Genomic DNA, 25,091 nt, shown 5'->3' with positions numbered 1-25,091 from the left:
TCGTTTCAGGACGGGCTTGCTCTACATATCATACAAATGTCGTTTTGAGAAGGAGGAAAGAATATGGAGCGCGTGCATTTATTTTTTCATCGGGAGCAGCTGAAAAGGAAAGGTACAGCCAAGGGGCTTTTCGTAACAGATCGATCTGTTTCTCCCATTCTTCTCACACAGCGTGACAGAGCGGAAAAGGCATCCTATGAAATCAGCTGGGAAAAGTCTCTGCTTGGTGAAAGGACACTTTTTTTGAATGCAGAACAGGATGATCCGTCCCTGATGCGGCGCAGACTCGCCTATTGTTTTTTTGACCAGATCGGCGTACCTGCTCCCGTTGCCTCGTACAGCTTTCTGACCATCAATGGCCAGCCTGAAGGCATTTATTTGAACATCAAGAACCATCAGCCAGCCAGTAAAACGAGTTACGGAGTGAAGACGGCCGATCCAAGGGTTCCGTTGTCCCTTTTTAACAATGATTCCTCGGCATTCTTACATGAATTTTTCATACTGATCCGCACAGCCGGAGATGACGAATTGGCTGAAAGGATTAAATTGTATCTGGATGTCAAGCTGTTTTTTTTGTGGCTGATCGGAAACGCCTGCACCAATCAAGGCTTTTACTACACATTTTGTTTAAACGAATCCGGCCGGCTTTACGTTTCCCCGATGGAGACAAGATCGCTTGCCGTACAAGAATGGTATGACGAAGACCCGCTTCTGACAAAAGGAAAGACGCTTTCGTCAAGGCTTCTATCCATTCCCGCCTTCCGGTCGCAATATCACACATTAATGAAAAACATGCTGAAGCGGTCGTTTACTATTGAACGATTATCTCCTCTCATCAACGAATGGCACCTTGACATTTGTCAAAGTGCTGCTGATGATCCTTTTATCAAAAAAAGCCCCTTTCAGATCGAAAAGGAGCAGACAAACATACTTAGAGAAATTGAGGAACGGCAGGACTTTTTGCAAGCACACTTAGCAAGACTTTAGTCCTTTCTCCATTAAAAAAGGCCGCAGCAAAAATTGTCGCTTTTTTAGTCAAATTGACGAAAGGCAACCTTTTGAGCCAAAATAGGTTATACTAACGATATCCTGTATTTATATCAAAATAAAATCTAGAATTGGAGATAGCGTAATGAACAGTAAAATTGAAGAAATGAGGATCACACTAATTGAAACCGCACAAAAATATGGCATGAATTCAAAAGAAACGATTCAATGCAGCCAAGAGCTGGATATCCTGCTGAATACCCGGATTAAAGAAGAAATGATTTTTGGGAGATATCTTGAAAACTCCCGTATGTAAATCATTTTCTATAACAATTAGAATACACCACATGTAACTCCGCTTTTTGCTCAGCACTTCTGGGATATACCTCAGGGCGAGAATGTGCCCGCCCAAAAATCGAATACCGCAGCACGACATACTCCAAAAAGCATTCTACACGCAAAAACACCAAAGAAATAAACAAAAATCACCCTAGGCGGATAGCGGCATCCTTCGCCGCATTTCCGCTCAATTTATACCCAACATCCTCTTTTGCCATGTTTAAACATAACGGCCCGAAAAAAATAAAACGCTTTCATCAAGAGCCGATATGTCCCCTTTAAATTTCTCTCACACATATGTGCGTTTGTCATAAGCTATCGTGAATAGCCCAATTGAAATCAGAATTGTCATTTCACTTTACCTGTCTTTTTTTAATTTTTCAACAAAGGATGTGCTCGTATGCCGGCCATTGTCGGAGCGTTTAAAATTAATGCGATTGGTACGAGCGGAGTCGTTCACATCGGGGACTGCATTACGATTTCTCCTCAGGCTCAGGTCAGAACGTTTGCCGGTGCTGGCAGCTTTAATACCGGCGACAGCCTCAAGGTGATGAATTATCAAAACGCGACGAATGTGTATGACAATGATGCGGTTGATCAGCCGATCGTGGCCAATGCGTAAAAGGAGTGAGGCTCATGAACTTCTATATTAATCAAACCATTCAAATCAACTATCTCCGGCTGGAATCAATCAGCAACTCCTCCATTCTGCAAATCGGGAGCGCCGGATCAATCAAGTCACTGTCAAATTTGTATAATACAGGAAGCTATGTAGAACCGGCACCAGAAGTTTCTGGCTCAGGGCAACCGCTCCAGCTGCAGGAGCCCGACACAGGTTCATTGGTCCCGCTCCAGCCTCCTGGCCGTTAATCATATGAAAGAGGTGAAGAACATGTATGATCAATCTGTTTCCTCTTACCTGCAAAACTTGAATTCCTTCGTTCAGCAGCAGGCGATTCACATTCAGCAGCTCGAACGTCAGCTGAAAGAGATTCAAACTGAAATGAATACGATGAAACAGCGGCCGGCCACTACCATTGAGCGTGTGGAGTATAAATTTGATCAGTTGAAAATCGAAAGGCTCGACGGGACTTTGAACATCGGTTTAAATCCGACTGACCCGAACAGCATCCAAAACTTTGACGTCAGCCAGTCGACACCGCAAATCGGGATGATGCAGCAGGAAGAGAGCGCTCAGCTCATGCAGCAGATCCGCCAGAATGTCGACATGTACTTAACCGAGGAAATCCCAGATATTTTGGAACAGCTTGAAAATCAATATGACAGCAGACTTGACGATACAAACAGACATCATGTTATTGAAGACATCAGAAAACAAATGGACAGCAGGATTCACTATTATATGTCCCATATCAAAAAAGAAGAAAATACACCGCCTGCACAATATGCAGAACATATCGCTGAGCATGTGAAGCGTGATGTCATCCGCGCTGTAGAACACTTTCTGGAGCATATTCCATCAGAAATGAAAGGAGATGAGCAAGCATGATCTTTACAGTCATCAACCGCAGCTTGGAAGTCGGGGACATTCGGATGAACGGTGTGTCCAGTTCCTCCGTTTTCCACATCGGAGACACTGAATCCATCTACCTGTCTTCTATTTTTGATACACCGCCTGAATCTCTTATTATTGGGCCGTTTGCTCCGCTTGCGCCAGAATAATGCTTAAACGCATATCGCGCATCAGACTAGTTAAGTTTAATTCTCTCGGGATCGCAAGTGTGTTTCAAGTTGGCGACACAAATGAAATCGATATGAGTGTAAAAGTATTTGCTGTGCAGCGTTCTCTGTCCACGTTTTACCATAATGAAGGCTCATTTAACAAAAAGGAGTATCAGATCTTTCAGCAGCAGGTCGTGAAGCCGCTCCCCGAAACAGGTGTACAAAGCGCGTTTTGCCACGAGGTGCCGGCTATTTATGTTCGCAGCATCAAAATTCAAGGGGTCTCAGCCTCTTCTGTTTTACATGCCGGATCAGCTTCGCTTATTCGCGGTGATGCGAGACTCAAACATATCAGACAGATTCAGTCTCCGCGCTCACAATCGCCCGCCAAGAACATATAATAAACAGAGACTTCGATAAAGGGTGTCGTTTATGCCAGCAATTGTCGGGCCTATAGCTATCAATTCCATATCGGGCGGAGTCGTAAACTTTGGTGATTCCTTTTACCTTTCTCCGAAAAGCTCTTCAAAATCTGCGCTCGGTTCGGGAGCAGGAAACACGGGAGATTTCCTTCTATTAAATAATGCAGTCAACGCGACAAATTATATAGACCCCGATGTCAACGATCAGGATATGGTTGGAAACGGATAAAAGCAGCCGCTCTGCAAAGAGAGGGCTGCTTTTTAGTCATTTTTTCTTTTTTCGTTCATTTGATTTCTTTGTTTTGATCAGCTTCTCAGGCGGCTGTTTTCTGATCCATTTGACAAACCGGGCAAGCTCTGGATCGCTTCTGAGTCCAGCCATTCCGTTTAAACGTACGGCGAGCTCTTGATTGGTATATAAGGCATGAATCTGTTTATGGCAAGGAATACAGAGCATCGCTGTCGGCAAAAACGTTCCGCCTTCCTCTTTCGGTGTGAGATGATGCTCTGTCAGCTGGACATTGCTCCGGCCGCACAGCTCACATATTCCGGCAGTCTGCTTTGCCATATCCGCTCCTCCCTTACATCAACTCAAGTGATACCCGCGTACCGCGGCCGCTCGGTTCAGCCGGATGGACGATCAGCTTTTTCGGAAGCCGTGCACGCAGTTCCTGCACATGGCTGATGACACCGACAGCCAGATTGTCTGACTGAAGTTTTTCCAAGGCCGTTACAACCGTATCAAGCAGATCTTGATCCAGTGTGCCGAAGCCTTCATCTAAGAAAAAGAACTGCAGCGGGTATTCCCCCCGAAGCTGAATCTGCGCAGACAGCGCAAGAGCAAGTGAAAGCGAGGTGAGGAAGGTCTCTCCTCCAGACAAACTGGAAACCGGGCGTCGTACGCCTCCATTCGCGTCATCCCGCATCACGAAGCCGCCTTCTGAATCTACTTCGATAGCATAGCGCTGTCTTGTCAGCATACTGAGTCTTGCTGAGGCGTCCCTCGCAACGCTTTCAAGCTGCTCCTCAGCTAAAAATTCGACGAAGGTATTGCCTTTAAACACAGCTTGCAGCTTGTCCAGCCTGTCGATATGCGTCTGCCATTTTTTCAGTTCAGCTTCAATTTCATTAAACCGTTTATGATGGTCGCGAATGACAGCCAGTGCTTTTGCTGCCGCGCCTTTTTCCTCTATAGCAGCGCCAAATGCGTCCTCAGCTTCTTGTAATGCTGCAACGGTTTCGTTCCATTCGCTCTCTGATAATGCTCTGCCGGCAAGTATCTCTGCTACTCGTTTTAAGTTTGCAGCATTTTGCTTCAGTTTATCCATAAACTGGTCTATGCCGGTTTTCATCTTTTCAAGTTCATCAGCTGGGATGAGACTTTGTTCAACCTCCTCAGTCCGGGTAATGGAGGTGTTTTTTGTATTCTCAAGCCAAGCAGCTTTTGCTTTTTCCAATCTGCCCTTCGCCTCTTGAAGAGTGAGCTCGCTTGCAGAAGCGCGGCTTTTCGCTTGGTTGAGCTTCATTTGGGCGCTTTGCAGTTCTTCATATAAAGATTGTTCTTTTTCCTTTAACAGCTTTAGATCCTGCTGGACAGAGCGGAGTTTGATTTGAATCGAATCTCCTTTTGCATAATCTCCGAGTTCGTGCTCATAATCAGCTATCACGCTCTTGATGCGTTCAGCCGCATAGTGAAGCTCCAGCTTTTCCCGTTCAAGCCGGTGTCCAGATTCCCGCAGTTTTTCCTTTTGTGCTTCATGCTCAGCAAGAAACGCGATACTCTTCTCAATTCGTTTTTCACATTCTTCTGCAGCCCGGTCCTTTTCTTCAATGGCTTGCTGCCATTTTTCTGCTTCGTCCACAGATTGATTCTGAAATGCTTCTTTAAACATGTTCAGACTGCTGTCCATTGAGGATTGAAGCTCGCTGATGATGCTTTCAATACGGTCAGCTTCTCTTTTTTCAAAACCGATTTTTTCATTAAGCTGCTCGGCCTTTTTTAAAGACTCCTGATAGGCGCCAATCATTTGTGCCATTCGTGTCTTAACAGAAAGAATGTCCTGCTTGATTCGTTTCCATTCGAATTTGGCAGTTTCAAATGCTTCATACACCGGCTGATGTTCGAAGGAAGCTGCCGCTTCAAGGTTCTGTGTTTGAATTGTCTGCAAAAACGGACACTGTTCAATAAAGCGCGCGGACTGTTCTTCAAGCGTAATTTTGGCTGAAAGAATCTCCTGGCTGAGAGCTGCAGCTTCCGTCAATAACACATCTGTCCGTTTGATGTCCTCTTCAAGATGGCTGTCGGCTTCATACGTTTCATGTACTGAGGCAGATGGATCATGATCGGTTGAACCGCATACCGGGCAAGGCTTTCCGGCAGTCAGCTTTTGGGCTAACTCTTTTGTCAGCAGTGCCACCCTTGCTTTTTCACGCTGTAAGTGAAGCGTGTGTTGACTCTTTCTAGCCTCTTCCGTCATATGTGTTAATGAGCGTTCCGTTTCGCACACCAAATGGTACACAGTTTGTACAGCCTCATATGCCTGAATGATGTTGTTTTCTTCCGCTTCCGTCTTTTGAACGAGTGTATTCTTCTCTTCATTCATCTTCTGCAGCACGAGGTTCAATTCTTCACTTCGTTTTTTCTCTTTTTTGATTTGCTCCTCGGTTTGTCTGATGCGCAATGCCATTTCTGCAGCCTGATGGCAGCTTTTTCGCTCATTGGATGTCACCTGCAGGGATTTGAGCTGCTGTTTCAATTCTGTCTGTCTGTTTTGCCCTCGTGTCAGGCGGTCTGTTACGGTCTCCAATTCATTCATGACAGATTGAAGAGCCTCTTCTTTCTGCCGGAGGTCAGCCTTTTTGCGCTCTTCCTCTTGCTTGGCCTCACTCAGTTTGATTTCGATTTCCTGCAAGCGTGAAAGCTGTTCCTGTTTGGCTAAAAGCTCAGGCTCTTTCTCGCTTTTATGCTGGCGCCACGCTTCATACTCTTCATGTTTTTGCTGAAAGAAAGCTGTCCGGTCTGCTAAATCCTTTTGGGCTAGCGTTTGTTCCTTTTCAGCTTGCTCCTCATGCTGGATCGCTTCTGCGTACCGGTCCGCATAGGGCTTAAGAGCTGCTGCTGTTTCTGCTTCCAGCAGGCGTTTTTGCATGCTGTCTATATGCGGCTGTTCTTCTGCGAGACGTTTTTCCTCTTCTTCATAAGCGGATTTTTCCTTTTGGACATTCCATATCTCCTGATGCTCTGTAAACCGCTCCTTCGCCTGATCACGGTTCTTCCTCATCGCTTCCAGCTGGGCTTCAGCTTGTTCGAGAGCCTTTTCAGCCTGCTCCACTGCCTCTGAGCTCGCCTCACCGAGACCGGACTGTTCAGCAAGCATTTCATTTTTTCTCGCATTGGCTTCCTGCGCCTGCCGTCTCAGCTTTTTCACAAGCCTGTCTCCATATTGCTCCAAATTAAATAAACGCTGAAGCATATGCCTGCGCTCTGCCCCTTTTAAAGACAGAAATTCAGCAAATTTCCCTTGGGGCAGCACCACCGCTCTCGTAAAATCGTCGATCGTCAGCCCTAAGAGCTCCTCAACTCTTTTATTCACTTCGCTGGCTTTATCGACCAGCACCGTATGCTCGTCCTTGATTTCGATGAAGCGGCAAAGTGCCGTTTTTACCTTCATTTCATCCGTTCTCTTAAACACACGCTCGACTTTGTATGAGATTTGGTGATTCGTCTGAAGCGCAAAGGTAAAGGAAACAGACAGCGTATCTTCCGCCTGGTTTAAGATACCGTGCGTATTATTAGCCGCCCTTTCCACCTTTCCGTATAAAGCAAGCGTCATTGCGTCGAGAATAGAGGATTTACCGCTTCCTGTCGGGCCGAAAATGCCGAAAACACCGGCACCGGAAAGGCCTTCAAAATCTATCGTCTGCTCCTCTCTAAAGCTGTGGAGCCCCTTAATGCTTAAGGCGATCGGCTTCATTTCGCATCCTCCTCTTCAACGCCTGATGCAAGCTCTAAAAACAGCTTCACCGTTTCTTCATCCGGCACTGCACCGCCAGTTTGTTTTTCATAAAATTTCTTAAAGCGGTCCTCGATTGAGACATGTTTAACCTCGATCCGTTTCCGGTCTTTGTTCTGTTCTTCAAAAACCGGCCTGATATGGATAAAGCCCGGGTGCGCCTTCCGCAGCCTGTGAATCTCTTCAAGTGACAGCTGGTCCGCGACACGGATTTCCAGGTCAATCCAAGCATTCTGATCTCTGCCTTCATCCAGCCAGCTGTACACCTCACTCAATCCATTTGCCGCTTTCCACTTCACAAGTGGCTTGCCGCTTGATAATAACACCTCTTGCCAAGTGGCCTCTTCCCCAGGCTTTGCGTCCACAATCGTCACTGATTTTGCGTAGCCCGCTTCAGAAAAGCTGTAGGCGAGCGGAGATCCTGAATAACGCGCAAGCGTCCGCGCCCGCTTGATCGTTTGCGGGCGATGCAAATGGCCAAGCGCCACGTAAGCGGCATCTGCCGGCAGGCTTTCAGCAGCCACCGTGTATGCACCGCCGACTTCAATCGGCCGCTCTGAATCGGTTTGGTTTCCGCCTGCCACATAAATATGGCTGGCGGCAATCTTCACTGCATCGTTCCGGAACCGGCTTGTCATATGCTCAAACGCCTGCCTGATTTTCACATCATAGTGATCACGGAGCAGCTTTTCATCAAACGTATCGGATAGCACTTCATTTAACCGCGCTTCAGATGGGTACGCCAGCGCTCCAACCGCCAAAAGCTCTCCTGCTGAAGGCACTTCAATATGAATCGGCTCTGTTGTCGGATAACCGATTAAATGAATGCCGTTTTCATGTGTCAGCGGTGAAGCGGCGGACAAACGGTCAGGATTATCGTGGTTTCCGGCAATGACGACGATCGGGCGCTTTCCTCTGTCGCTAAGCGCAGACAGGCTTTCATAAAACAGCTGCTCGGCTAAAGCTGGCGGGTTTACGGTGTCAAATGCATCCCCCGCCATTACAATGGCATCGATCTGCTCATCCTTTACAATCGTATTCAATTCATCCAGCACATCGGCCTGCTCACTCAGCCTGCTTCTTCCTTCAAGCGTTTTTCCAAGATGCCAGTCAGCTGTATGTAATATCCGCAAATGCTTTCACCTCTCTTTTATATAGAAAACGAGATCCGCTCCGCCACAAATCCCGGAGCTTATGGATCTCGCTATAATGTCAGAATGTGCCCCCCGTCAAAGAAATAAAGCGCACATCCCTTTACCTTTGTTTTTGCAATTTGCTCCACTGCCTTCGTGTACAGCTGAATTTGCGTTTCATATCGTTTCTTCAAGATCGGGGCCGCTCCTTCAAATCCATGCTGGAATTTGCCCTCAATCCGGTCCGACTTATAATCCAATAGATATAATCCGTCCTCAGTTTCATAGAGACAGTCAATGATACCCTGCACTAAAAGCGGCTCATCTGCCTCCTGTGCATCAGGATAGATCTCCTTGGCCGGAAGCGCTAAGCTGAATGGTATTTCCCTGTCCTTCCACTTTGCGCCGATCAGCTGTCCGCCGATTTCTGTATGGAAAAATTGCACGATTTCTTCTATATCAATTGCGTCTTTTTGTTCTTCAGTGAGAAGCTCTTTTTCATAAAGCCTGTGAACCGTCTGCTCAGCTTCTTCTATCGACGGCACATGTGACAGCGGGATATGCTGCATAACCGTATGCATGGCAGTCCCTTTCTCTGCCGCTGTCAGGCCTTTTTTCATCATAAAAGCGGGACGTCTGTACAGAATGCTTCCATCAGCCGGTTTTACAGGGGCCCTGCCGCTGTATTCATCCTCGTACTCTCTTTTTCTTTTGATCTCAGAAACCGATTGCTTTGTCCGAATTTGCGTCACCTCGTGATGCGGGTATGTCCAGCTCAGCTGCTCGCGGACTTTTTCATCAAACGCAAACGAGCCGGGAACTGATTCACCTCGGCGGATCGCTTCTAGGCGCTCGCTTTTTTCTTCCATTCTTTCTTCCAGATCATCATCAAGCAAATCATAGGAATGGATCATTTGAACGGCAAAACGAGCCGGGTGATCTGAGATGTCAGCGTGTGCTGGCACACCAGCCAAATCCTCCAAGTCTCTGTGCCTGGCAAGAGCCGGCCCGATGAAATCTAGATACGTTTTCGCCTGATAGCGGTCAAATTCCGGCAGAAGCCAATCAGTTTGGGACGCGGATGCCTGCCATTTTGCAAGCTGTTTCTGATGATCCTTACATGAGCCAATCAGAAACAGCTTTTCCTTCGCTCTCGTTAATGCAACATAGAGAACACGCAATTCCTCTGACAGCAGCTCCCTGCGCATTTTTTTCTTCATCGCAATGAGCGGAAGTGTCGGATAGCTGATGCGTAATTGCGGATGAATATACTTCGTGCCAAATCCGAGCTCCTTATCCAGCAGGTACGATTTGTTCAAATCCATCATGTTGAAATTCCGGCCGAGACCTGCTGCAAACACGACTGGAAATTCGAGCCCTTTGCTGCTGTGGATCGTCATTAAGCGGACAACATCCTCCTGCTCGCTGAGCGCTCTCGCCGTACCAAGATCATCGCCCCGCTCCTGCATGCGTTCGATAAACCGCAGGAAACGGAACAAGCCGCGAAATGCCGTTGATTCATATTGACGCGCCCTGTCATAAAGAACACGCAAATTGGCCTGGCGCTGTTTTCCGCCCGGCATGCCGCCGACATAATCCATATATTTGGTGTCGCGGTACACTTCCCAAATCAGCTCAGATACTGAGTGGTTTTTCGAAAACGCGCGCCACTTTTGCAGATGTCCGTAAAACGTATTTAGCTTTTGATAAAGCTCATCATTCCGGTCACCAGCAGCCAGGTAGTCTTTCATCGCCTCATAGTACGGCGCTTTTTTATTTTCAAGCCGGATCAAAGACAGCTCGTTTTCATCTGCTCCGACAATCGGTGAGCGCAGCACAGAGGCAAGCGGTATATCCTGATACGGATTATCAATCACCTTCAGCACAGAAAGCGCGACGGCGACTTCGACCGCTTCAAAATAGCCTGACGTTAAATTGGCGTAAACCGGTATGCCCTGTGCTCTCAGCTCCTCCATGATTTGCGGAGCCCACGGCATCGAACGGAGCAAAATCACGATATCTCGGTATTGAATATTGCGATGTGTTTTCGTTTTTCCGTCATACACCTTAAATGGCGATGAAATCAGCTTGCGAATTTCCTTAGCGATGGCTTTTGCCTCGAACTGCACGGTTTCAAGCTCTTCTGCTTCCTCGCTTGCATCCGTATCTTCTGCGTTGTCGATCAGCAGCAGCTCTGTTTCCGTCTCGTCATTGTCCGGATACGCTGCACCAAGCTTCAGCTCAGCCTGCTCGTCATAATCGACCTCACCGATTTTGCCGCCCATCAGCTGTTTAAATAAAAAGTTTGTGCTGTCTAAAATATCAGCCCGGCTTCGGAAATTTTTATTTAAATCGATTTTCCGCCCCGTGCCTTCTCCGCTCTCTGTAAACCGTTTGTATTTAGAGAGGAAAAGAAGCGGCTCCGCAAGCCTGAATCGATAAATCGACTGTTTGACATCTCCTACCATAAACAGGTTGCCAGTCTCCTCCGGCCCGCTTGTGACGAGCTGCAGAATCGATTCCTGCACGAGGTTGGTATCCTGATATTCGTCAACGAGCACCTCATGAAACTGTTCCTGATAAAACCTCGCAGCCTCGCTCGGCCCACGTTCACCTTTGTCATTCTCAGCTGTCAAAATCGCTAAACAGTAATGCTCCAAATCAGAAAAATCAATGATTGATTTTTCCTGTTTCGCAGCTTCGAATCGTTTTCCATAGCTGATGACAAGCTGTACGAGCGTTTCAATGACAGGCTTCATCTCGGCTAGGCTTTTCAAGTGCTGTTCAGGACTTCGCGTGAAGTAGTCGTTTTTGAGCTTTTCAAGCAGTTTTTTTGCACCGTTTCTCAAATCTGTCGCCTCATCAAGGAGCGCTGGATCGAACTCATCCCCTTTTACTGCTTTGGCACGCTTAAAAGAGACCGCGGGCACCCGCTTATATAGTTCACTGAAATCGCCCTGATGCTGAATCAGTTCATCAATCTGCGCAAGATCATCAAGAAAATTGTCAGCACGCGGCGCCGGGCCGCCCGGCGCTTTCGTCAGCTCAAGCGCGCGCAAGAGCTTTTCCTTCGCCCCGTTAAGCACCATTGCAATATCTTCTTTGACATATTGATAAAACGGCAGCTCCTCGATGGCGCTCTTTTCTGATACATCATACAAATGAACAAAGCTTTCCAGCCACGCCCCCGGGTTGGGATGGGATCGGGAATACTCGTACACCTGTTTAACGAGAAATTGCAGATCCAGATCATGCCGGTCTGTCGTATAGCGGTCAACAAGCTCAAAAAACGCCTTTTCGCCCTTTGCATATTCGTCTTCAAACAGCTCGTCAAGCACTTCATCCCCGATCAGCTCGCCTTCCGTCTGATCAGCTATCCGAAAGCCCGGATCAAGATCGATCAAGTAGTAATATTTCTTCAGCACTTGCAGGCAAAAGGAATGGAGCGTCGAAATGCTGGCCCGGTTTAAAAGAGACAGCTGGCGTCTAATATGCAGCGAGCCGGGGCGCTGTACAAGCTCTTTTTCCAAGGCTTCTGCGATTCGGTGCTTCATCTCTGCCGCTGAGGCGTTTGTAAATGTCACAACGAGAAGACGGTCTACATCTATTGGGTTTTCCTCCGCGGTGATTTTCCGAATCATTCGTTCAACGAGCACAGCGGTTTTACCAGAGCCCGCAGCCGCTGCCACAAGAATATCCTGGCCGGTTGAAACAATGGCATTCCATTGGTCATCTGTCCATGTGCTGTCTGCCGGTTTAGGAATGTTCATTGCCATCCGCCTCCTTTTTTATCCACTCAAGTATTGTCTTGTCCTTTTCAGCCTTTAATGGGCGATACTCGTTTTCTTCCAGTGATTCATCAAATTGGCATACTGATTTGAACGCACAGTATGTGCACGGCGTCTTGTTCTTCATTTTGTACGGCTCAATGGATACGCGCCCGTCGGTGATTTGTTCGCCCGCTTCTTGGAAGGTGCGGCGCACATGCTTTGTCAAAAGATCAAATTCCTTTTCACCGACTGCTGCTGAGTCTGATCTGAGAGAGCCGTCTTTTTTCAAGCCGGCGTTTATGATATTTGAACGTCCCTCTTGAAGGGTTGTATCCATGAGGCGAACCACTTCCTGATCACCGAGGAGCAAGCCCTTCATTTTAAATTTCTTAAAGATCTCCTGTTCAATCTCGTCAAGCCCAAGCGGGAGATTAGATTGAATCATCGGGTCATGAATATGGAAATACAGCACTCCGGCAGGCGTCGCCCTCATCCCGAGCCAGTCAGCTGAATGTGTAATCGATAAATCAAGGTACGTCAGCATTTGCAGTGCCAATCCGTAATATACTTCCGCTAAGTCAAGGCCTTTGTCGCTTGATTTATAATCGACAATCCTGAGGAGCAGGCCTTTTGAGCTTTCAGCCTTATCAACACGGTCAATTCGCCCGACGAGTTCCATCGTACAGCCGTTTTTCAGTTGAAAGGTCAGCGGCGGAAGCGGCCCTTTTCCTCCAAAGCCCAGTTCAAGCCCGATCGGTACGAATCCGCTCGCTTTCGCATGCTCGCTTAAAATGCCGGACACACGTGTCACAATTTTTTGCAGTTTTTCCTTCACATAATAATGCCGGTTTGAGCTGAGCAGAATTTCCTTTTGCAGTTTCGGTGCCAGCCGCTCTACCGCATCATAGGAAAACAGCTCGCACTGCTCCTTCGTTAAATCGCGCCAATCCAGCTTTTGCTCACGCAGCCTGTCAGAAATCAGCTTTAAGCTGGAATGAAACAGCTGGCCGATATCCGGTGCTTCAAGCTTGAAGAATTGCCGTTCCTTCAAATGCAGCCCATGTGACGCAAAATGGGAAAACGGGCATGCGTTAAAGGTTTCCATTCTCGATACACTGCCCTGAATGCGTTCACCATAGAGCTGTCTCGACACGCTGCGTTCAAGCTGCTTCACTTCATTCCGGAAAAACAGGCTTGAGAACAGCTTTTTCGATTGCAGCCTGTCCGGCTCACTCATCAGCACATTGTACGTGCTCCACCAGACGTCGCTGATGTCGTATTCCCGGGTCCATAACCTGAGCTGGCTCGCGGTAAAGGACTGTGCCACGCTTTTATTCACGACATACATCAGCTGTTCCTCATCGCTGACCTGTTCAGGTTCATTTGTTAACAGGCGCTCCTTATGATGCGGAAACAGTTCTTCCAGCCGCTTAACGATCATCGACGGCAAAAGCGTTTTTCCTTCCGCATCAGCAATCGGATACGATACGTAAAGCCGGTCAGACGGACTTGAAAACGCCATGTAGATGAGGAAGTGCTCATCAAGCAAACGCTCCCGTCCGCCTGAGGATAGCTCAACCCCAATCGTTTTCAGCCATTCCCGGTCATCATCCGACAGGACCCCGTTTTCATCAGGGCGTGCCGGCAGAACGCCGTCGTTTGCCCCGAGCACAAAGGTGCAGGAGGTGCCATACATTCTGGACAAATCCATATTGCCGACAAACACCTGGTCAAGCGCAGGCGGAATTAGAGAAAATGCAAGCGACTCCGCGCCGGCTTCTATCATTTGCTGAAACAAATCAAGAGAAATCTCATCATCTCCCATCATTTCAACAAACTCCTCAAGCAGCTGAATGACTGCGTCCCACGCCTGCTGATGCTGCTGCGCTTCAATGATTCTGCCGTCATCCTCAGCACGCTGCCTTTCCTGATCCAGCTTCAGCGGCACATCCGTCTCTTCTAAATAACGATAGAGCGCCTCCGCCTTCTCTTGAACCGTCTTCGCTTTTTTCATGCGTTTTTGAAGCTGAAAAAGCGGCGGAACAATCCAATCGCGGGTGTCATTCAACATGTTTTCCATTTCGATTTCCTGATCAGTCTGCGCAAAATCATCATCCAATGACACAAAACGCCTGTATTGGAACCGATCGCCCTTTGTCCAGCGGTCGCCTTTAATACCATAGGCGATACAGTAATTTTCGAGCTGATCGACCTGTTCTCTCACTTTGGCCTTCGGTTCATTGAGCGGGAATAGCAGTTCGGTTTTCACGCAGCGAAACACCGCTTCATAACGCCAATTCCCTTTCAGAACATCAAGGCTCGACCGGATAAATTCAATTAACGGATGGTTCAGCATAGATGCTTTTCCGTCAATGAAATAAGGAATCTCGTAATCTGCGAAAACTTCCTTCACCATATCCTTGTAGTCTTCCGGCTGGCGCGCAAGAATGGCTACATCCTTATAGCGATATCCCTTCTCTCTGACTAGGGCGTGAATTTCCCGAGCAATGCCTTCCAGCTCAGCTCGTCTGTTTGCGGCCTGCATCACAGTAAGGGCTTCTTGTTTTTCTGCGTATGGAATGGCCGGACGCGCTTCATACTGTGCCTCTAGATGCGCCAATTCCGGCGTCTTTGTATGCCGCTCAGTCCCGCTCAGCTCTTTATACGTAATGTCCAAATTCAGTTCCTTCGCCTTCTGATGCAGGCGGTAATAGGTTTTCCCCGTCATTCTGAACAATTCCAGTTCATGCGGCTCCCGCTCATATGACGGCTTGTCCGCTGTGAGCGAAAACGTGATATGCTCCGCATGAACCATAAGCTGCTCCAACACCCTGAATTCCTGCGGGGTAAACTGATAAAAGCCATCCACATAGATATGGGCGCCTTTTATATCTTCCGCAAGCGGGATATGCTCTGCCAGCAATGTCAAATAATCCTCAGAGTGAAGATATTGATCTGCGAGGCTTTTTTCCATTTGCTGATACAGAATTGATAAGTCATGGAGCTTTTCAGATAAAACACGTTCTCCGCGATACTCGGAAGCCGTTCCGCTTTCCGCCATCCGGCGGATATCCTCCGGTTCCAGACAATAGCGCTTAAACTCTGTCAGCATCCGCTCAACCTGTGCGGTAAACCCGCTTTTGTCACTCGCTTTTTGATAGACTTTGAACTCCTGTTTATGCTCCTCAATGAGCTTCCGCAGGAGCATTTGTACGCCGGTGCTCGTCAGAAACGGCCTGCTCATTCCTCCCGTATGCTGGAGGATGCGCCAGGCCAATCGTGAAAAACTGAACACTTGAGCGCGTATCATCCCGCCCATATCTGGCGTTTTAGCAAGCTCGTATTCCATTAAAAACGTCATTTGATCCGGGACTAGAAAAATGATCGGCTTCCCGAATGGAGCCCGGCGCAATTCATCCTGAATGCTGTCGATGATCAGCTTCGTTTTTCCACTCCCGGACCTGCCTACTAAAAACTCTGCTCCCAAATTAGAAGACCCCTCTCTTTTTATCTCTATATATTTTATCGAATGTTGACGAAAATGACCAATCTGATCTATTGGTAAAAACGGCCTTTTCACATATAAAAAGCTGATTATCTCCGCACATCTCTCCCTGCCCAACATATACTTTTACAGAAGCCCAATTCCTAAGAATGGAGTTGAATCCCCTTGCATTACAGCTACTATCCCTATCCGGTGCCATACCGGGAAGATCCTGTTTTGATTCGGAATTTGCAGAAGGCCATCAACGGAGAATTCAGTGCTATTCAATGTTACCGCAAGCTTGCCGAACTCGCCCACAGCGATGAGGTCAGAAAACAGATTGAAGAAATCAGGCGTGACGAGATTCGCCACCTCCGTGAATTTTCCACACTGTATGGTTCAATTACCGGCAAACACATCATGCCGAAACAAACGGAAGAATGCCCGGACAATTTCACAAGAGGACTGGATGCCGCTTTTAAAGATGAACAAGAAACCGTCGACTTTTACTTGCGTGCGGCCGAGGAAACGTCAAACTTAAAAGCGAAAGGCGTCTTTACGCGCGCAGCACGTGATGAACAAAATCACGCTGTCTGGTTCCTATACTATCTGATGGAACGTTAGATATACCCGTTCAGGGTATATGTACATATCCCCTTAGCTAAAAAAACACTCCCCTGTTTTTTTCAAATGCAGCCGGGAAACATAAAACCATATACTGTCATACAGGGGGAATCAACCATGGAGCAATATTCTGAAGCTTGTATTGAGGCTTGCATCGATTGTATGAAGGCTTGCAATCATTGTTTCACTAAATGCTTGCAAGAAAGCGTACAGCATCATCTCAGCAGATGCATCCGGCTTGACAGGGAATGCGCGGATATTTGCGCGCTGGCGGTCAAAGCCATGCAAACGGACAGCCCGTTTATGAAAGAAATTTGTGCACTTTGCGCCGATATTTGTGAAGCATGCGGCACTGAATGCGGAAAGCACGATCATGATCATTGCCAAGCATGTGCGAAAGCCTGCTTCACCTGTGCTGAACAATGCCGCAGCATGGCAGCGTAAAAAAGAGGGTTCAAAAAAGAACCCTCTTTTTATTTGGACAGCCATACGGAGTACAAATCAATCCATCCCTCTTCATCAAGCACCAGGCCTTTTACATTTTTACTTGATGTCACCTGGAGCACATTTTGATACAGCGGGATCGCATTCAGCTCCTGTATCATCTGCCGGTCAATGTCACGTAAGATGTTGATTCTCGAACAACGGTCAGGCATGGAAAACATCTGCTCTGTCATTCCTGAGCAAATCTGTGTCAGCTTTTCAGATAGATGCTGATACAAGAAACTGTTCTCCGACAGCAGCAAATGCAGAAAACCAAACTCGCTGTCTTGATAAAACGTCGCACTGTCATGAATGATATCCGCCATCTGCACGATTTCCGGCCGTCGCAGATCAGCAGCATCACAGAATTGAAGTGTAAGCCTGATACCGTGCTGGGCGCAAATATTTTGAATCCATTCGGCGTCCTCACGATGATCCGTTTCCGAAAAGGTATAAAGCACGATTGTTTCGCCCTCGTATCTGCTTTTCTTCAACAATTCAGATGGTAAAACGCCCTCCCACTCAAAAGAACTCGGATGCAAAAAGGACGTAACCGGGATTCTTCGGTGCCCTCCCGCTTCACGAACGAGCCGTTCAGAGGAAATCAGCAGCCGGAGCGCTTTTCTAAAGCTTCGGTGCTGCAGAGGCCCCTTCTTTTTTAGATTAAGCGACAAATACTGAACATGCCGCTCATCAAAAACAGTTTGCTGCTCAGGACTTGTTTGTTTTTCTTGAATGGTAAAACCGTTCATCTCTCCGGCTTGCTCAGAAAAAACAAACTCAACGCGATCCAAATAGGGGCGTCCCTTGAAGTAACGCTCATTGGCTTCAAGCACAAGCATCCCGCTGTGTTGCTGATTCACCTGAAAAGGCCCTGTTCCATTTTTCCCGCCGCCCTGTTCTGCCGGCAGTATGGACAGCCGTTCATCACAAAGAGCATACGGCAAAAGCGCATTCGGCCTATCGAGTATGAGCGCCACACAATAAGGGCCCTTTTCTAAGACTTGTTTCACTCCGTGCAGAAGCCATTTATACGGGTTGTCACCCAGTTCCAAAAAGCGCTGAAACGTAAACGCAACGTCCCGCGATGTCAGCGGCTGTCCATTATGAAATGACACACCTTTTCGAAGAAAAAATCTCCATTGTTTTTTTCCGACCTCTTCCCATCCATGAACCAAATGAGGCTTCGGCTCCTGTATATCCGAATCAAACGTCAAGAGTGTATCAAATATCTGTTTGACGAAATGGCCCTCAGACCGCAAAAATATTTGGCATGGATCCAAACTGCTGACAGATTCAGGCGCGATGAACAGCCGCAGAACATCCTTCGTCCCATTCTCGCCCGTCTCCGTCACAAATCCGAACACCTCTGAAAGCCACATGTTATATTCGTTTTGAAGCCCCGGAAATGCGGACTGATACTGCTGAAGCAGCTCCTTTGCCTTTTTAAGCTTTCCTGACATGGTATATTCCTTGGCAGTTTGAAGAAGCAATTCCTCAGGCCTCCGAAGAAACGCGATTTTAGATTTACGGCCGCGCCCCGCCCCGCTTTCCCGGATAATCCAATTGCTGTTCTCCAGCTTATGTAAAATGAGCTTTGCATTTCTTTCTGTACAAAATAAACAGTCGGCAATCTCAGTGAGCGTCATTTCGTTCATTTGCCCATACTCGGCGCAGCCTGTTTTTACAAGCGCCACGTAGTGCTCTATCAGCTTCAATCCCCGCACCTCCCGACAAAAGGGGAACTTTTATCTCTTCTTTTCTTCACTTTTTGGGCCGCCGCCCCTTCTATACACTACTACTATATCAAACAGCGAAAGGCGGCGATCACATGTTGACCAGTTTTCACTCTATAAAATCGAGATATACCGCTCCCGTTCGGCTCCGCTTTTTCGGCGAATTGCTGACAAGCCTGACAGGTGCAATGATGGGACCTTTTATGGTGCTGTATCTGCATGAACAATTAAACGGCAGTATCATGATGCCAATGATGATCATCAGCCTTCAGCCATTTGCTGATATTTTCCTGACGCTCGCTGCAGGACGGGTGACGGACCGGCTTGGGCGGCGCACAGCGATTTTGACCGCATTGCTTCTTCAATCAGCGGCAATGACAGGGTTTGTATTTGCTGAGCATGCGTATGTTTTCGCTATTCTCTATGTCATGAATGGCATCGGAAGGTCGTTGTACATTCCCGCTTCCCGCGCCCAAATCGCTGAAAGCACGCCGGAAAGCAGACGTTCGGAAGTGTTTGCGGTCATCAATGCGATCTATTCGACGGGTCTGACGGCAGGACCGCTAGTGGGGATGCTGCTGTACAATCATAACCCCGTGTGGATATTCGCATTAGATGCTGCAGCATTGTTTATCTACTTTCTGATCGCTGCACTGAAACTGCCTGAGACAAAGCCGCTACACCCAGCTGTTACCCCGAAAATGTCCGCGAGCTTTACGATATACAGGCCTGTCCTGCTTCTTTTGCTGCTCTCTCTCCCCATCAGCATGTTATATGCACAAACAGAAACAACATACAGACTGTTCAGCAAAAACATGTTTTCTGATTATCTGTCCATGCTGACCATCTATTCAGCAGCAAAAGCTTTATTCAGCTGTGTTCTCCAAGTACCTCTTGTCAAAGGGACCGAAAAGCTTTCAATGAAAACGATCCTCTTCATTACTTATATTTGCTACACCCTTGCGGCTGCCGGTTTTGCATGCTCAACCTCCCTGACAATGCTTTTAGTGACGGCAGCGGTGATGACGGTTGGCGAAAGCATCGGGCTAATCCACATCCAGACCTTCATATCAAAATTGGCGCCGCCTCATTTGCTGGGCCGGTTTTATGCTGTCTATGGTCTGCATTGGGATATATCCCGCTCAATCGGACCGCTGGCAGGCGGGCTAATCCTGACATCATTTGGCGGAGAAGTGATTTTTTACGCTCTTGCCGTGTGTCTGCTGACAGCGGGTTTATCTCTGACTTACACAATAGAAAAGCTCGAACACAAGGTCATAAGAAAAGTGAATCGCTTATAGAAAATAATTCATAATTTCTTTATCAACAAAAATATACTATAGTAATAAATACATTCACTACGTGAACAATTGGAGTGTTACGTGAAAAAGGAAGAAGGGTTTTACATTGAAGAAAGACGAAAATCTCCTCAAAGATCTATGGTTTATCGCAATCAGTGCAGCCGGGGGGTTTATTCTTTCATTAACCGGAATATCAATTGGGTGGATGATCGGAACACTGATTGTCGCCTGCTGCCTCGCCATGATACGGCCGGCATGGCTGATGATGGCACCAGACCAAAAAGGAATTAACCGACGATGGCTCGCCCTCGGGCAGATGATCCTCGGCATCGAATTGGGCCAAAAGCTGAATTTATCCGTTCTCTCTGTTCTCAAAGACCATTGGTTTTCAGTCGGCGTTATGCTGATATTGTCTATCCTGCTGGCCATGCTGTCAGGATATGTGCTTTGGCGTTTCAGCAAAACGGATATGATGACTAGCTTTGTCGGCACCGCTCCCGGCGGACTTTCCGCCATGCCGAGCATCGCACAGGAAGTAGGCGCCAATACCGCTATAGTCAGCCTCGTTCAAATGATGCGTGTGCTGCTCGTGGTGCTTTCCATTCCGTTTTTAGTCATTCTGATCTATACAAAACAAGATCGTACCGCAAGTGCCGCAGCAGAGACGATTTCTTCTGCAACGACAGATTTTAGGCTCGCTCCCGTTTTGTGGACCGTCATTCTTATTCTCGCTGCCTGGGGAGCTTGCAAAGCTGCGAAATTTTTAAAATTTCCAGCTCCATGGCTGCTCGGCAGCATGCTCGGTGTAGCAATTGTACATGTTGGCGGAGCTGCGGTGACAGGGCACGACATGACGGCATGGTGGCCGTCACAAGCTAACCATGTATCACAAGTATTTCTCGGGGCAACGATCGGCTCTAAGATGTACAAAAGCATGTTTGCCGGCGTCACCCGTATTATCATCGTCGGGTTTGTCTCGTCCGTCGGTTTAATCGCAGCAATGTTTTTGAGCGCCGTGATCGTTTCCGAGCTGACAGGAATTTCGCTCATCACTTCTGTTCTGGCATTTGCGCCCGGCGGGATTGCAGAGATGGCGACGACGTCAGTTACCTTACATGCTGATTCCACCTTTGTCGTTGCGGTTCAGGTCATTCGCGTCATTCTGGTTATTGCCCTGCTGCCGCCGTTTTATCGCCTGCTTCACCATCTTCATGGTGAAAAAAAAGACAAAAAGAGCTCAATCAGCGGCAGTAATGCCTAGTTGAAAAAAGGGTTCAAGAACTTTTAATTCGCAAACCATCGAGATGGGGAAATATAAGCGGATATTTCGTTGTTAATGGATCAGATTTGAAGTGAGTGCTGCCAGAGGGTGAAATGAAAGAAATAATTGACGACTTACGATTGAAAAAGAGGTTAAAATGAATAACCTCTTTTTCTTATATAAAGATATAGAATGTTAAAGGGAAATCTATCGTTACGTTGATTCTCTTATAATAAGCTTTGTTGGCAGTTTAATAATTCTTCTGTTTAAAGAGGCATTACCCGAAATGGACTCGATGATTTTCAACACAGCCTGTTGGCCTAATTCTATTACGGGGATATCAATTGTTGTTATGGTCGGAGTAACGACTTGGCAGATCAATTGGTTGTCAAAACCAATTACAGCTAAGTCTTCTGGAACTTTAAAGCCATTTTTCATCGCCTGTTTAATAATCCCTGCGGCGACTTGATCATTTCCTGTAAATATTGCTGAGGGTCTGTCCTTTAGATCCTTTATCTTATGAAAAACACGAAAGCCATCCTCGATATTAAACATTTCGCCGAATATCCATTCGCTTCTATGATGTAAATTGTAATCTTGTAAAGCTTTTAAGTAACCCTCTTTCCTCTGACATTGAGCTTCGCTATATGGAGTATCAAAACAAAACCCAATTTTATCATGCCCTCTTTCAATTAAATGTACTACCCCCATGTATGCGGCTTCAAATTCATCATACCCAATTATCGTGATGTCCGCTGAGTGATGATATTCATTACATAATAAGATAGGACCATACTTTAAGAAAGGGGATATCTGATCCCATTCATTTTCTAAAGTCCCAAGAATAATGCCATCCACTTCTTTATGTTTCAATAACTCTAATAATTCTAGCTCCGTCTGTTTGTCATAAAAGGTCTGAAATACAATTACCTTGTAATTCTTAAACAGTGCTTCATGAGAGACCCCTTTTATTAATTGAGCAAAAAATGGATGGTCGATACTCGGAACCGATAAAGCTATCGTTTGTGTCTTATTTCTCCTAAAATTCCGAGCTAAATAATTGGGAGTGTAGTCAAGTTCGTTAATTGCCTTTAAGATCATATCTCTTTTTTCTTTCGACACATACGGATGATTATTCAATACTCTTGACACTGTGGTTTTAGACACATTGCATAATTTTGCTATTTCATCAATTGTAGGCATATTTTCCCTTCCTTAAAAAAGTTGTTGACATGTTACCGATTTCAGAAACTAGGATAAATTTGTAATAAATTTTTAGATTATAAAATCATTGGAGGTACTGTTCATGCAAAAACAGGTTAAGATTTCAGGTAAAAGCAAAGAAAACATGTCACTATTAAAACACTTAAAAGGTGACGTACAAGGAAAAGAACTTGTTATTGAAGACAGTATTGTAAACGAGCGGTGGAAACAAGTATTAAAAGAAAAGATAGATATTGAACATGATCTTTTCAACTATCAAAAAAATCGTGAAATCAGTAAAGTCCCTTTTTTGCCTGTAGACAGATTAATAACCAATGATGAAGTGGAAGATATCTTAAATACATTAACTGAAGTTTTGCCAACTGGAAAATTTACGAGTGGTTCCTATTTAGAGCAATTCGAAAAAGTTTTATCTACATATTTACATAAAAGGTATGTAATTGCAACCAGCAGTGGAACCGATGCTATTATGATAGGTTTATTGGCTTTAGGATTAAACCCAGGGGATGAAGTTATCATGCCGGCTAATAGCTTTTCAGCTACTGAAAATGCTGTGTTAGCTTTGGGAGGCGTTCCTATCTATGTAGATATTAACCCACAAACATTCTGCATCGATCCTGACAAAATTGAAGAAGCAATAACTCCTTATACAAAGTTTATTCTACCTGTGCATTTATACGGAAAACATTCAGACATGCAGCATATTCGTCAAATCGCAAATCGTTATAAATTGAAAGTAATTGAAGATGCCTGCCAAGGAATTGGACTGACAGACTTAGGAAAGTATGCAGACATCACTACATTAAGTTTTAATCCCTATAAGAATTTTGGTGTATGTGGCAAGGCTGGGGCAATAGCAACTGATAATGAAGAACTCGCTAAAAAATGCATTCAATTTAGTTATCACGGTTTTGAAGTAAATGTAAAAAATAAGAAAGTCATCAATTTTGGATTTAATTCAAAAATGGACAATTTACAGGCAGCAATTGGTTTAGAGAGAATGAAGTACCTTTCATTAAACAACTTCAAAAGATTGTTCTTGGCGGATAGATACATTACCCAATTAGCAGAGTTGCAGAATAAAGGCTATATTGAATTACCAGAATTAAGTGAAGATCATGTATGGCATCTGTTTCCTATTAAGGTAAGAACAGAAGATCGGGCAGATATCATGACTAAATTAAATGAAGATTTTGGTGTTCAAACAGATGTATATTATCCAATACTGTCTCATATGCAAAAAACTCCTTTAGTACAGGACAAGTATGCAGGACTCCAATTGGTTCATACGGAAAAGGCTCATAGTCAGGTACTGCATTTGCCTTTATATCCGTCATTTACTTTAGAAGAACAAGACAGAGTAATGGAGGGACTGTTTCATGTTATTAAGCAAGAAATCGGAGTATAAAACGTTATCCACGGTTGAACATCCTCAGTATATTGTTTTTTGTGATTTTGATGAAACGTATTTTCCGCATACAATCGACGAACAAAAGCAACAAGACATCTATGAACTCGAAGACTATCTAGAACAAAAAAGTAAAGATGGGAAGCTAATAATCGGATGGGTTACTGGGAGCAGTATAGAATCTATTCTCGATAAAATGGGAAGAGGAAAATTTAGATATTTTCCGCATTTTATAGCTAGTGATCTTGGAACTGAAATTACGTACTTTTCAGAGCATAACTTCGGTCAGCAAGATAACAAGTGGAACAGTCGCATTAATGAAGGGTTTAGTAAAGAAAAGGTTGAAAAACTTGTGAAACAGCTACATGAAAATCATAACATTCTTTTGAATCCTCAAACTCAATTAGGAAAGTCACGGTATAAGCATAACTTCTACTATCAGGAACAAGATGAAATAAACGACAAGAAAAACCTATTAGCAATTGAAAAAATCTGCGAGGAATATGGCGTTTCAGTAAATATAAATCGGTGTAATCCCTTAGCAGGCGATCCAGAAGACAGCTATGATGTAGATTTTATCCCCATAGGGACAGGAAAGAATGAAATTGTAACGTTTATGTTAGAGAAATACAACCTAAATACCGAAAGAGCTATCGCATTTGGGGATAGTGGAAATGATGTTCGTATGTTACAGACAGTAGGGAATGGATATCTGCTAAAAAATGCAACACAGGAAGCCAAAAACTTGCACCACCTTATAACTGATAGTGAGTACTCAAAAGGAATTACTAATACCTTAAAAAAATTAATTGGATCATGAGGAGGAAATTAAAATGAAGAAGATTGGCATCATAGGTGCAGGTGGTATTGCAAGAGCGCATGCAACTGCTTTATCTACAATAAAAAATGCAGAGTTAGTAGGGGTATATGACATAAATCAACAAAATGCGGAAAGCTTTGTGAAAACTTTCGGCGGGAAGTCATTTGAAAACGCAGATGAACTAATTGATGCCTCAGAAGGTTTAATTGTAGCATCACCAAACTTTTGCCATAAAGAACATGCTTTGCAAGCATTAGGAAAACATAAGCATGTATTGTGTGAAAAGCCTATGGCTATTTCTCTTGAAGAAGCAAGCATAATGAAAGATACCGCTGAAAGGTTGAGCGTAAGAGCCAGTATGGGATTTAATTATCGATATTTATCTTACGTAAATATCTTAAAA

The 25,091-nt window shown here is 45.7% G+C and carries 21 protein-coding genes and 1 pseudogene; 15 read left to right on the top strand and 7 right to left on the bottom strand.

Annotated features, from left to right (window positions below):
- Positions 1 to 63: 63 nt before the first annotated feature.
- The 8 genes from RAC86_RS03305 (at position 64) to RAC86_RS03270 (ending at position 3,660) form a co-directional block, all read left to right on the top strand.
- Complete coding sequence (locus RAC86_RS03305) at positions 64 to 987, top strand: CotH kinase family protein (protein ID WP_038427585.1); 924 nt, start codon at positions 64 to 66, stop codon at positions 985 to 987.
- A 145-nt stretch (positions 988 to 1,132) separates the two neighbouring features.
- Positions 1,133 to 1,303, top strand: coding sequence for an aspartyl-phosphate phosphatase YisI (gene yisI, locus RAC86_RS03300; RefSeq protein WP_003233086.1), 171 nt, complete (start codon positions 1,133 to 1,135; stop codon positions 1,301 to 1,303).
- 423 nt (positions 1,304 to 1,726) lie between these two features.
- Positions 1,727 to 1,948 (top strand): spore germination protein, encoded by a 222-nt coding sequence (locus RAC86_RS03295; protein ID WP_003233088.1) that lies wholly within the window; start codon positions 1,727 to 1,729, stop codon positions 1,946 to 1,948.
- A gap of 14 nt (positions 1,949 to 1,962) precedes the next feature.
- Positions 1,963 to 2,196 (top strand): spore germination protein GerPB, encoded by a 234-nt coding sequence (gerPB, locus tag RAC86_RS03290; RefSeq protein WP_003233090.1) that lies wholly within the window; start codon positions 1,963 to 1,965, stop codon positions 2,194 to 2,196.
- Between the two features lie 22 nt (positions 2,197 to 2,218).
- Complete coding sequence (gene gerPC / locus RAC86_RS03285) at positions 2,219 to 2,836, top strand: spore germination protein GerPC (RefSeq protein WP_377885379.1); 618 nt, start codon at positions 2,219 to 2,221, stop codon at positions 2,834 to 2,836.
- Positions 2,833 to 3,009, top strand: coding sequence for a spore germination protein GerPD (gene gerPD, locus RAC86_RS03280; protein ID WP_003233093.1), 177 nt, complete (start codon positions 2,833 to 2,835; stop codon positions 3,007 to 3,009). Before gerPC ends, gerPD begins: the two co-directional genes overlap by 4 nt.
- Positions 3,009 to 3,410, top strand: a complete 402-nt coding sequence (locus RAC86_RS03275; protein ID WP_326147450.1) for a spore germination protein GerPE — start codon at positions 3,009 to 3,011, stop codon at positions 3,408 to 3,410. The genes gerPD and RAC86_RS03275 overlap by 1 nt, the downstream gene beginning before the upstream one ends.
- Before the next feature lie 31 nt (positions 3,411 to 3,441).
- Complete coding sequence (locus tag RAC86_RS03270; protein ID WP_003233096.1) at positions 3,442 to 3,660, top strand: spore germination protein; 219 nt, start codon at positions 3,442 to 3,444, stop codon at positions 3,658 to 3,660.
- A gap of 36 nt (positions 3,661 to 3,696) precedes the next feature.
- Here the strand turns inward: RAC86_RS03270 and hlpB are convergent, their stop codons facing one another.
- The 5 genes from hlpB to addB form a co-directional block, all read right to left on the bottom strand.
- On the bottom strand, positions 3,697 to 3,999 hold the full coding sequence (gene hlpB / locus RAC86_RS03265) for an HNH nuclease-like protein HlpB (RefSeq protein ID WP_213414398.1): 303 nt from the start codon (positions 3,997 to 3,999) through the stop codon (positions 3,697 to 3,699).
- Between the two features lie 13 nt (positions 4,000 to 4,012).
- Positions 4,013 to 7,405, bottom strand: coding sequence for an exonuclease subunit SbcC (gene sbcC / locus RAC86_RS03260; protein WP_377885378.1), 3,393 nt, complete (start codon positions 7,403 to 7,405; stop codon positions 4,013 to 4,015).
- Positions 7,402 to 8,577 (bottom strand): exonuclease subunit SbcD, encoded by a 1,176-nt coding sequence (gene sbcD / locus RAC86_RS03255; RefSeq protein ID WP_033883628.1) that lies wholly within the window; start codon positions 8,575 to 8,577, stop codon positions 7,402 to 7,404. Before sbcD ends, sbcC begins: the two co-directional genes overlap by 4 nt.
- A 71-nt stretch (positions 8,578 to 8,648) precedes the next feature.
- Positions 8,649 to 12,347, bottom strand: a complete 3,699-nt coding sequence (gene addA, locus RAC86_RS03250; protein ID WP_377885377.1) for a helicase-exonuclease AddAB subunit AddA — start codon at positions 12,345 to 12,347, stop codon at positions 8,649 to 8,651.
- Positions 12,334 to 15,834 (bottom strand): helicase-exonuclease AddAB subunit AddB, encoded by a 3,501-nt coding sequence (gene addB / locus RAC86_RS03245; protein ID WP_326147446.1) that lies wholly within the window; start codon positions 15,832 to 15,834, stop codon positions 12,334 to 12,336. The genes addA and addB overlap by 14 nt, the downstream gene beginning before the upstream one ends.
- Positions 15,835 to 16,017: 183 nt before the next feature.
- Between addB and RAC86_RS03240 the strand changes: the two genes are divergently transcribed.
- Both RAC86_RS03240 and RAC86_RS03235 read left to right on the top strand, forming a co-directional pair.
- A complete protein-coding gene (locus RAC86_RS03240) occupies positions 16,018 to 16,455 on the top strand; it encodes a ferritin family protein (protein WP_003245806.1) in 438 nt (145 codons plus the stop codon).
- A gap of 117 nt (positions 16,456 to 16,572) precedes the next feature.
- On the top strand, positions 16,573 to 16,899 hold the full coding sequence (locus RAC86_RS03235) for a four-helix bundle copper-binding protein (protein WP_241495697.1): 327 nt from the start codon (positions 16,573 to 16,575) through the stop codon (positions 16,897 to 16,899).
- A 29-nt stretch (positions 16,900 to 16,928) separates the two neighbouring features.
- Here RAC86_RS03235 and RAC86_RS03230 read toward each other — a convergent pair whose 3' ends face one another.
- Complete coding sequence (locus RAC86_RS03230; protein WP_241495696.1) at positions 16,929 to 18,656, bottom strand: SgrR family transcriptional regulator; 1,728 nt, start codon at positions 18,654 to 18,656, stop codon at positions 16,929 to 16,931.
- A 113-nt stretch (positions 18,657 to 18,769) separates the two neighbouring features.
- Here RAC86_RS03230 and RAC86_RS03225 point away from each other — a divergent pair, with 113 nt between their 5' ends.
- Complete coding sequence (locus tag RAC86_RS03225) at positions 18,770 to 19,975, top strand: MDR family MFS transporter (protein WP_377885376.1); 1,206 nt, start codon at positions 18,770 to 18,772, stop codon at positions 19,973 to 19,975.
- Between the two features lie 106 nt (positions 19,976 to 20,081).
- The gene (locus RAC86_RS03220; RefSeq protein WP_015383286.1) at positions 20,082 to 21,236 is read left to right on the top strand and encodes an AbrB family transcriptional regulator; all 1,155 of its coding nucleotides are present in this window, start codon (positions 20,082 to 20,084) and stop codon (positions 21,234 to 21,236) included.
- A gap of 213 nt (positions 21,237 to 21,449) precedes the next feature.
- Here the strand turns inward: RAC86_RS03220 and ntdR are convergent, their stop codons facing one another.
- A complete protein-coding gene (gene ntdR / locus RAC86_RS03215; RefSeq protein ID WP_144530859.1) occupies positions 21,450 to 22,439 on the bottom strand; it encodes an NTD biosynthesis operon transcriptional regulator NtdR in 990 nt (329 codons plus the stop codon).
- A gap of 103 nt (positions 22,440 to 22,542) precedes the next feature.
- Here ntdR and ntdA point away from each other — a divergent pair, with 103 nt between their 5' ends.
- From ntdA to ntdC, 3 genes and pseudogenes are all read left to right on the top strand, one after another.
- Positions 22,543 to 23,868, top strand: coding sequence for a 3-dehydro-glucose-6-phosphate--glutamate transaminase (gene ntdA, locus RAC86_RS03210; RefSeq protein ID WP_003233116.1), 1,326 nt, complete (start codon positions 22,543 to 22,545; stop codon positions 23,866 to 23,868).
- A complete protein-coding gene (ntdB, locus tag RAC86_RS03205) occupies positions 23,840 to 24,688 on the top strand; it encodes a kanosamine-6-phosphate phosphatase (protein WP_241495694.1) in 849 nt (282 codons plus the stop codon). The genes ntdA and ntdB overlap by 29 nt, the downstream gene beginning before the upstream one ends.
- 13 nt (positions 24,689 to 24,701) lie before the next feature.
- Positions 24,702 to 25,091, top strand: a pseudogene (gene ntdC, locus RAC86_RS03200) (glucose-6-phosphate 3-dehydrogenase NdtC); the annotation flags it as partial.

Source organism: Bacillus sp. LR_5, assembly GCF_042709275.1.
The sequence above is the reverse complement of the archived record's forward strand: the minus strand, read 5'-3'. Positions and strand labels throughout refer to the sequence as shown.

Excerpts from the sequence above, each read along its gene's own strand:
- RAC86_RS03305 (WP_038427585.1), top strand. The coding sequence starts at position 64 with ATGGAGCGCGTGCATTTATTTTTTCATCGGGAGCAGCTGAAAAGGAAA.
- yisI (WP_003233086.1), top strand. The coding sequence starts at position 1,133 with ATGAACAGTAAAATTGAAGAAATGAGGATCACACTAATTGAAACCGCA.
- RAC86_RS03295 (WP_003233088.1), top strand. The coding sequence starts at position 1,727 with ATGCCGGCCATTGTCGGAGCGTTTAAAATTAATGCGATTGGTACGAGC.
- gerPB (WP_003233090.1), top strand. The coding sequence starts at position 1,963 with ATGAACTTCTATATTAATCAAACCATTCAAATCAACTATCTCCGGCTG.
- gerPC (WP_377885379.1), top strand. The coding sequence starts at position 2,219 with ATGTATGATCAATCTGTTTCCTCTTACCTGCAAAACTTGAATTCCTTC.
- gerPD (WP_003233093.1), top strand. The coding sequence starts at position 2,833 with ATGATCTTTACAGTCATCAACCGCAGCTTGGAAGTCGGGGACATTCGG.
- RAC86_RS03275 (WP_326147450.1), top strand. The coding sequence starts at position 3,009 with ATGCTTAAACGCATATCGCGCATCAGACTAGTTAAGTTTAATTCTCTC.
- RAC86_RS03270 (WP_003233096.1), top strand. The coding sequence starts at position 3,442 with ATGCCAGCAATTGTCGGGCCTATAGCTATCAATTCCATATCGGGCGGA.
- hlpB (WP_213414398.1), bottom strand. The coding sequence starts at position 3,999 with ATGGCAAAGCAGACTGCCGGAATATGTGAGCTGTGCGGCCGGAGCAAT.
- sbcC (WP_377885378.1), bottom strand. The coding sequence starts at position 7,405 with ATGAAGCCGATCGCCTTAAGCATTAAGGGGCTCCACAGCTTTAGAGAG.
- addA (WP_377885377.1), bottom strand. The coding sequence starts at position 12,347 with ATGAACATTCCTAAACCGGCAGACAGCACATGGACAGATGACCAATGG.
- RAC86_RS03235 (WP_241495697.1), top strand. The coding sequence starts at position 16,573 with ATGGAGCAATATTCTGAAGCTTGTATTGAGGCTTGCATCGATTGTATG.
- RAC86_RS03225 (WP_377885376.1), top strand. The coding sequence starts at position 18,770 with ATGTTGACCAGTTTTCACTCTATAAAATCGAGATATACCGCTCCCGTT.
- ntdR (WP_144530859.1), bottom strand. The coding sequence starts at position 22,439 with ATGCCTACAATTGATGAAATAGCAAAATTATGCAATGTGTCTAAAACC.
- ntdA (WP_003233116.1), top strand. The coding sequence starts at position 22,543 with ATGCAAAAACAGGTTAAGATTTCAGGTAAAAGCAAAGAAAACATGTCA.
- ntdB (WP_241495694.1), top strand. The coding sequence starts at position 23,840 with ATGTTATTAAGCAAGAAATCGGAGTATAAAACGTTATCCACGGTTGAA.